Here is a 7,511-nt window from a genome sequence, read left to right as displayed (position 1 = left end):
TGTTAACACAGTATAAAGCTTACATAACATTCTTGTTTTTAGTGAGTTTAGGCTGAAAATTAGTTTTCCTTTGCGTGAAATTTAGATATATGCAAAGACCTTTACTCGTATTTTTATTCTTTTTCATCTTTTGTTTTTCTGCTAATAGCCAATCTGTATATTCTATAAAAGGCGTAGTACTGGATGCGGAAAGCAAAGAGCAATTAACAGGGGCAACGATTTCCGTTGAAATCGTAAAGCGGAATACCCGCGCTGGGTTGGATGGTTCTTATTCCTTAGCTAATCTTGCCGCCGGTACCTATAAATTACACTGCAGCTTTCTCGGTTATCGAACTAAAGACACCACTATTGTCCTGAAAAATAACGACAGACTTAATTTTTTTCTCCGGAATACTTCTGCAGTACTTCACGGTGTAGAAATAGCAGGTAAAACAAGCAAGGAAACAGATGCTGCTGTACGTAAACAGGAACAGAATGCAGACAATGTGGTCAATTTAATTTCCGCCAAGGCCATCCAGCTTTCACCTGATATTACCATAGCCAATGTATTACAAAGGGTATCTGGTGTTTCATTGGAACGAAGCAGCAGTGGCGATGGAAGGTATGCCATTATCAGAGGTATGGACCAGCGTTACAACTATACCCTGGTTAACGGGATAAAAATTCCGAGTCCGGATAACAAAAACCGCTACGTACCACTTGATATCTTTCCTGCAGATCTGGTTGAGTATGTAGAGGTCAATAAAACTTTAACTCCGAATATGGAGGCTGATGCGGTGGGAGGGACCGTAAACATGGTCATGAAAAATGCACCAAACCGTTTATATTTGAACACCAGCTTATCGACTGGTTATAGCCAGAATTTATTCAACAAAGGTTACAATTATTTCCCGGTTAGCGCAATCAACCGGGCTTCTCCACTTGAGGCTAATGGTCCGTCCTACCTGGCAAAACCAGAAGATTTTACCCGTGACAATCTGAATTATACTAAGAAGTCTTTCAGACCAAATACAATTGCCAGTTTGTCTGTTGGAAATCGTTTCCTAAACAACAAATTGGGTATTATGCTGGGCGCATCCTATCAAAATACCTATAAGTCATACACCAGCCTATTTAATCCGGCAGAGTATCTGGACCAGAGCAATGCTAACGGGGTACTCATTACCAAGCATGCCTATATCCGTGACTTTTCCAGTCAGCTTACGCGTATTGGCTTCAATGGAAAGATTGATTATGTGATCAATGAACAAAACAAACTCAGTTTATATACTTTTTATGCTATACTGAATGATGCGCAAACCCGTTTAACAACAGATTCATTGCAAACCGGGAAACAGGGACCAGGTTTAGGGCAAGTTTGGTATTTTGGCAGGTCGAGGTACCAGCATCAGGAAATCAATAATTACACGTTACAAGGACAACATACTTTGCTAAAAGGTTTGAAGTTGGATTGGACCGGTGCTTATTCCAAAGCTTCGAGTAATGTTCCGGACCTTGCAGAATACGAATATGACGCCGGTAATTACGCGGAGGGTACCGGTGCAGACCCCTTTCAGCATCCAAATAAAGTAGTAGATTATGATCGGATATGGGAACGGAACAGTGACAGGGATTGGTCTGGTTATGGAAATCTATCCTATGCAAATCAATTTAAATCTATCCCCTTTACCTTCTCGGCAGGAGGGATGTACCGCTCTAAACATCGTGATAATTTCTACAATGATTATGATTTAAGAACAGTGCCAAATGCCGATGGCAGTTTTCAACTTTGGACAGATATCTATCACTTCAACTGGTCTGTATTTAACCCTGGAGGTTCCCCAGCTAACTCCAATACCTACAGAGCTGACGAAGACATTTCTGCTGGTTACGCGATGTTGAAGTTCCGCATTAAAAAATTAGAGACGATCGTTGGGCTAAGGGTGGAGAATACAGATCAGCGTTTTGCTACAGATATACCGGAAACCTCGCCTGGAAAAACCGGAACAATTTCCTACACGGATAAATTGCCAAGTGTACATTTCAAATATATGCTGAATGATAAGAGCAATTTAAGGTTGTCCTATTTTAGTTCGATCAATCGCCCTGGTTACTTTGAAATCATTCCGACCAATGTAAAAGGCGATGAATATACGGAAACAGGAAATCCAAATTTGAAACATGCTACGGCAGATAATCTGGATGCACGTTATGAATTTTTTCCGAAGTCAAACGAACAGATCCTGGTTGGAGCTTTTTACAAGAAGATCACCAATCCTATTGAGTATGGCTTTGTGGGGCAAAAAGCAGATCAATTCCAGCCAGGAAATTTTGGTGATGCAACCAATTATGGTTTTGAAGTTGTATATGAAAAATACATCAGCAAGTTTGGCCTGAGGCTAAATTATACTTATACCAAGTCGGAGATCACTACAGATAAAAGGCAGACCTTCAATAACCTGTTGATGGATCCACTGCCTACTCAAACCAGGCCACTGCAAGGACAGTCGGCTCATGTGGCAAACGTAGCATTGTTGTATAAGGACATCCCAGCAGGTATTGATGTACAACTGGCCTGGCAATATACAGGTAAACGGATTGCACTGGTTTCGCCCTATTATGACTTTGATCAGTGGCAGAAAGGTTTAAGTATGTTCGACATATCTGCAGAAAAAAAATTCAGAAAAAAATTCGCCGTGTTTGCTAAAGTACAAAACCTCCTGAATACGGCAGATGAGTACTATATCAATAAGCCGCTGGCTAATGATTATCCTGCCCCTTTCCAAAAAGCAGGAAGTAATCAAACATTGTCCAAGCGGAATCTTTACGGCCAAAATTATCAATTGGGTTTAAGATATATCTATTAAAGAAGCACAATCAAGAACAGACTAATCAAAACAATTATGAAAATGAATTACTTAAAAATTTGTATGGCGGTACTGGTATCGCTAACTGTTTTTTCCTGCAAGAAAAGCGGTACAGAAACGGTGAATATCTCTACGCCTTTATTGGTCGTAGGTCAGTCTATCAGTGATACCATACTTCCTAAAAAAGATGCCTCAGGACATTCCATTCCATTAAAAGGAACCATGCTGGCCGGGAAAACTTATCACATTACCGGAGATGTTTCTGTGAATGCTGGTGATACATTGTACTTACAGCCTGGAGTTAAGGTAGTTGTACATGGCGATGGCTTATCTCCGGAAACAAGTCCTACTTTTTATGTGAATGGAACATTGGTAAGTAATGGTACCAAAGAAGCGCCGAACTGGTTTACGGTTTTCGCTACTGCTTCAGTACCGAAATCTAACCCTAATATTAAGGATGACGTTAATGATCCTGCATATAAAGGTTATTGGGGGGGCTTTCAATGTTCGCCTACGGCAAAGCTGCTATTGCTTCGCTGGACCCACGTAGAGTATACCGGAGGTCCATGGGGAACCAACGCTGTTGACTATGGAGCGAAAGCCGGTGATCCGAGATTTTCTGTCTATATGAGCAGTCCTGCAGGTGCTACTGGAAGCAGTATGGGAAAACTGATCATTGAAGATTCCTGGTTCTATGGAAGTAAAGATGATTGTATTGGAAAATGCCAGAATATCTATGTGAGCATTATGAGAAATACTTTTTCAAAATGTGGTGGTACCGGTGGTGAGGGAGTTAATCTTAAGGATGGAGTAATTGGCGATGTAGCCTATAATCTTTCTTTCGGAATCGCCACCAACGGATTAAAATCAGCAGGTGACACAGGTAAACCAAGTTTAGTTAATTTTTATAACAATACGCTGGTGAATTGCGGTTTCAGGCAGACTAAAGCAACAAGGAATGGCTCAATAAATACAGAAACCAATGCTGGTGGTTTTATCTACAACAATATTATTGTCAATTGTAAAGCTGGATTAAGGATTTCATATGCTTCTGAAAAGGGGAAGCCAAGTGATACCTTAAATACTTCCTATGGTAACAATCTCACTTCTATTGGAAGAGGTACTCCAATGGGTGGATCAGAACAATATATGGTATTTATTGAGGCCAAACAGTTTACACGTAAACAAGCTACTGATTTTAATGGTTATGTGAATGGTTCAACCCTTGCCAACGGAACAAATGATGGTACCAATACTGCCAGTGACTCTCTGAAATATGACCCTTTATTTAAAAATTATAATGTTGCCGCAAACAGTGTGGCCAGAAATTACAGGGTAGCAGAAATTCCGGCAGGTGCAGATTTTCATTTGCAGGCAGGCTCACCAGCTATTGGTGCCGGTGTATATGCGGGTGGCTCAGGAAAATATTCGATCCCGGTAAAGGCTTCAGCTCCTAAATTGGTTCAATATGGCATCCCGATGAAAAATCTTCCGGTTGGTGGTACTTATGGTGCCAATATTACTCCGCCGAACAAAGATCTTGGTGCTTTTCCTACAGATGGAACGGGTAACCAGCACCGGTACTAAATTTAAATTTTTAAAGAAGGATGGTCAAGCCATCCTTCTTAATTTTAATAGAGATGAAATTGAAATTACTTTTGGCTTTATTGGTAATTGGTTCTCAGAGCTGTACCAAGGATAAGACAGGAACGGAAACTGCCCCTGTTAAAGATAGTATTGTAGTCATAAAACCTCCGGTAACGGGCACAGATACAATTCCAAAATCCAATTATGATCTGTCACTTCTGGACAAGACAAATCTCTTCAGCACCTCTTCTGTAGTGACTGCGCTCAAGCGACAAGATTATAAAGAGTTATCTGGAATTGCCGCCAGCCAAAACTATGCAGGCGTGCTGTATGTGCACGAAGATAGTGGGAATAGCAATGAGGTATACATTACCAATACCAAAGGAGAAGACCTTGGTAAAGTTATCCTGGATGGGGTGTATAACAGAGATTGGGAGGATATTGCTTATGGTCCCGGTCCGGATCCTTCAAGGAAATATATTTATGTTGCCGAAATAGGAGATAATGATTCAAAGTACCCAAGTGTTTTTGTATATCGTTTCCCTGAACCTGTTATTGATTTGAATTCGTCGGGGAATGCGCTACATGTAACACCGGATAAATTGCAGTTCACTTATCCAAAAGGGGCTGTTAATGCAGAATCTTTACTGCTGGACCCGCTTACTAAAGACTTGTATATTGCTACAAAAGAGCAGGCAAAAAGCACTTTATATGTAGCAAAGTATCCGCAGGCACTAAATGCTTCTACTGTCTTAACCCCTTTGGCCCGGCTGCCCTTTGATCTTTTAACCTCTGGTGATATTTCTCCAGATGGAACCGAAATTTTGCTGCGTAATACCGGCCAGATTTGGTATTGGAAACGCAGACCAAATGAGAGTGTTGCCCAAACGATCCTTAGAAAACCGCAGGATGCACCATATTCCCGAAACGAACATCAGGGGGAAGCTGTGTGTTTTGCCTGGGATGGATCGGGCTATCTGACCACCTCAGAAACCAAGAAATACCCAGGAGACTTTTCCGCTTTGTCATTTTACCAGAGAATTAAAACCAATTAATATATGAATAATAAACGCCTACTTTCTTTATCCATTGCCGCAATAGCCATCCTTTCTGCTTGCCATAAAAATTCGGACGAGGTAGCAACAGAAGACCTTTCTCCAGTCCAGTTTATTCTAACCTCTGACGCCCACTATGGGATTAGCAGAGCATCTTTTCGTGGTGCCGTAAATGTAGATGCTCATGTGGTTAACGCAGCAATGGTCGCTAAAATGAATACCTTGCCAGGCGTAACCTTACCTAATGATGGTGGGGTAAATGCAGGAAAAGCTATTGGGTCTGTTGATTACGTTCTAGAGGCTGGAGATATTGCCAACCGGATGGAGACCAGTGCATCGGTACAAACAGCTGCTCAATCCTGGGAGCAGTTCCGGATCGATTATTTGAATAGTCTTAACTTGAAAAATAAGAAAAACGAAAAAGCAGAACTGCTTATGGTGCCAGGTAACCACGATGTATCGAATACAATTGGATACTACGCAAATATGGCTCCATTAACAGACGCGAGTTCTATGGCTCAGATTTATAATCTGATGTTTAAGCCTGGTACGCTAAGAACAGCTTCTACGTTCAGTTATGCGACCGATCGCATCAACTATTCAAAGGATTTTGCCGGGACACATTTTTGTTTTATTCAGATGTGGCCGGATTCTGCAGTAAGAATTTGGTTGAATAAAGATTTGCAGGGAGTAGCAAGTACAACTCCCGTTATTATTGTAGCACATGATCAGCCGGCTGTGGTTTCGAATCACTTTACCAATCCAAATGGAAATCATGGAATTAACAACACAGATAAATTTGACAATGTGCTGGATGAACATTTTAAAGATGGTAAATCGGCATCCACTGCAGGGGTGATTGAACAGCGTGCTTTTGCGGCCTTTTTAAAACAACATCCAAATATTAAGGCTTACTTACATGGTCATGTTCATGAAAGTAAATATTATACATGGAATGGTCCGGATAATGATGTGCAGTTAAATGCTGTGAGTACCGATTCTCCAATGAAAGGCTTGGCTTCAGGGCCTGATGAAACAAAGTTGAGCTTTCACTTTTGTGCCTTAGATCCAAAAACAATGACCTTAACGGTTAGGGAATGTTTGTGGAACCCTGATGCAGCGAATCCTGCTGCTCCGGTTAAATGGGGTAATTCTGTAACCATAAAACTCCGTTAGTATTAAAGTGTATTGACCAGTTCGTTTTGCTGGTTAATACACTTTTTCGAATTGGGTTAGTTCCAGTTTACACGTAGTTTATTGTCTTCTGCGAAGGCCTTACCATTGGATAACAAGGCCGTATATTGCTTTTCAAACTCAGCGTTATATTTTTGTTCAATTGATTTTAGGATTTCCTGTTTCTGTGCTTGCGGGGCTTTAGCATCACAGCGTTTTGCATAGGCGGTATATTCTTTTATTCTGAACATATTTTACGGCTTCATCTCCTTTTTTCTTGCTGGAAGGGACATCCGGATATTCAATTGTTGCTGCATCTATATGTTTTGCCAGGATTGGCGTCCCGAAGTCGGTTATTGTGTTGGTGTTTAAAACAGCTACGCCAAAAAATTTATCTGCAGGTTCTGAGCAGCATTGAAGGAATATGGAGAGAACTAACATTCAAGCGATAGAAAGTTTCGTAGCAAATGGTTTAAAGGAATTTGGATTTTGTTTACTTTTTAATGCATTTAATTGTTGTGTGTGTTTTATGTGTAATGTTAAGTAGTTTAACTTGAGTTAATTGTTGTTTTACAGGTTTTAATGGGCTTGTATAGACAAAACCTATGCCGGAAGCAAATAAAATCGTATCTTAATGCTTGGTTGCATGAAAAGTCACAGAGAGTTATTGATTGGATGTTTTTTGCATTTATTTTTGATGTTTTTACCTAAATTTTTATAGTTTATGGAACATAAGGCGTTATCTATCAGGCCATTTATAGGTTCGGAAAATTTTGAGATTTCTCGAAAGTTTTATACTGACCTGGGATTTGAAGAAACAGTGCTATCGTATGATATGTCTGTTTTTAAA

Annotated in this window: 5 protein-coding genes; 4 read left to right on the top strand and 1 reads right to left on the bottom strand. The window is 40.4% G+C overall.

From position 1 onward, the window contains the following. Positions 1 to 89: 89 nt before the first annotated feature. From DBR11_RS12180 to DBR11_RS12165, 4 genes are read left to right on the top strand one after another with little or no spacing between them, the layout of a single operon-like run. Positions 90 to 2,846: a TonB-dependent receptor gene (locus DBR11_RS12180; RefSeq protein ID WP_108552948.1), complete on the top strand. Its 2,757-nt coding sequence runs from the start codon at positions 90 to 92 to the stop codon at positions 2,844 to 2,846. Positions 2,847 to 2,888: 42 nt separating this feature from the next. Then, complete coding sequence (locus DBR11_RS12175; RefSeq protein WP_146186517.1) at positions 2,889 to 4,433, top strand: hypothetical protein; 1,545 nt, start codon at positions 2,889 to 2,891, stop codon at positions 4,431 to 4,433. A gap of 53 nt (positions 4,434 to 4,486) precedes the next feature. Beyond that, on the top strand, positions 4,487 to 5,488 hold the full coding sequence (locus DBR11_RS12170; protein WP_108552946.1) for a hypothetical protein: 1,002 nt from the start codon (positions 4,487 to 4,489) through the stop codon (positions 5,486 to 5,488). Positions 5,489 to 5,491: 3 nt separating this feature from the next. Further along, a complete protein-coding gene (locus DBR11_RS12165; RefSeq protein ID WP_108552945.1) occupies positions 5,492 to 6,664 on the top strand; it encodes a metallophosphoesterase in 1,173 nt (390 codons plus the stop codon). Positions 6,665 to 6,720: 56 nt separating this feature from the next. Here DBR11_RS12165 and DBR11_RS29380 read toward each other — a convergent pair whose 3' ends face one another. Further along, positions 6,721 to 6,912 (bottom strand): hypothetical protein, encoded by a 192-nt coding sequence (locus DBR11_RS29380; protein WP_146186516.1) that lies wholly within the window; start codon positions 6,910 to 6,912, stop codon positions 6,721 to 6,723. Positions 6,913 to 7,511: the final 599 nt, after the last annotated feature.

The sequence above is a fragment of the Pedobacter sp. HMWF019 genome, assembly GCF_003061025.1.
GTDB lineage: Bacteria > Bacteroidota > Bacteroidia > Sphingobacteriales > Sphingobacteriaceae > Pedobacter.
The sequence above is the reverse complement of the archived record's forward strand: the minus strand, read 5'-3'. Positions and strand labels throughout refer to the sequence as shown.

Bases quoted from the DNA above. Each gene is read 5' to 3' on its own strand.
- DBR11_RS12180 (WP_108552948.1), top strand. From the start codon at position 90: ATGCAAAGACCTTTACTCGTATTTTTATTCTTTTTCATCTTTTGTTTT.
- DBR11_RS12175 (WP_146186517.1), top strand. From the start codon at position 2,889: ATGAATTACTTAAAAATTTGTATGGCGGTACTGGTATCGCTAACTGTT.
- DBR11_RS12170 (WP_108552946.1), top strand. From the start codon at position 4,487: ATGAAATTGAAATTACTTTTGGCTTTATTGGTAATTGGTTCTCAGAGC.
- DBR11_RS12165 (WP_108552945.1), top strand. From the start codon at position 5,492: ATGAATAATAAACGCCTACTTTCTTTATCCATTGCCGCAATAGCCATC.
- DBR11_RS29380 (WP_146186516.1), bottom strand. From the start codon at position 6,912: ATGTTCAGAATAAAAGAATATACCGCCTATGCAAAACGCTGTGATGCT.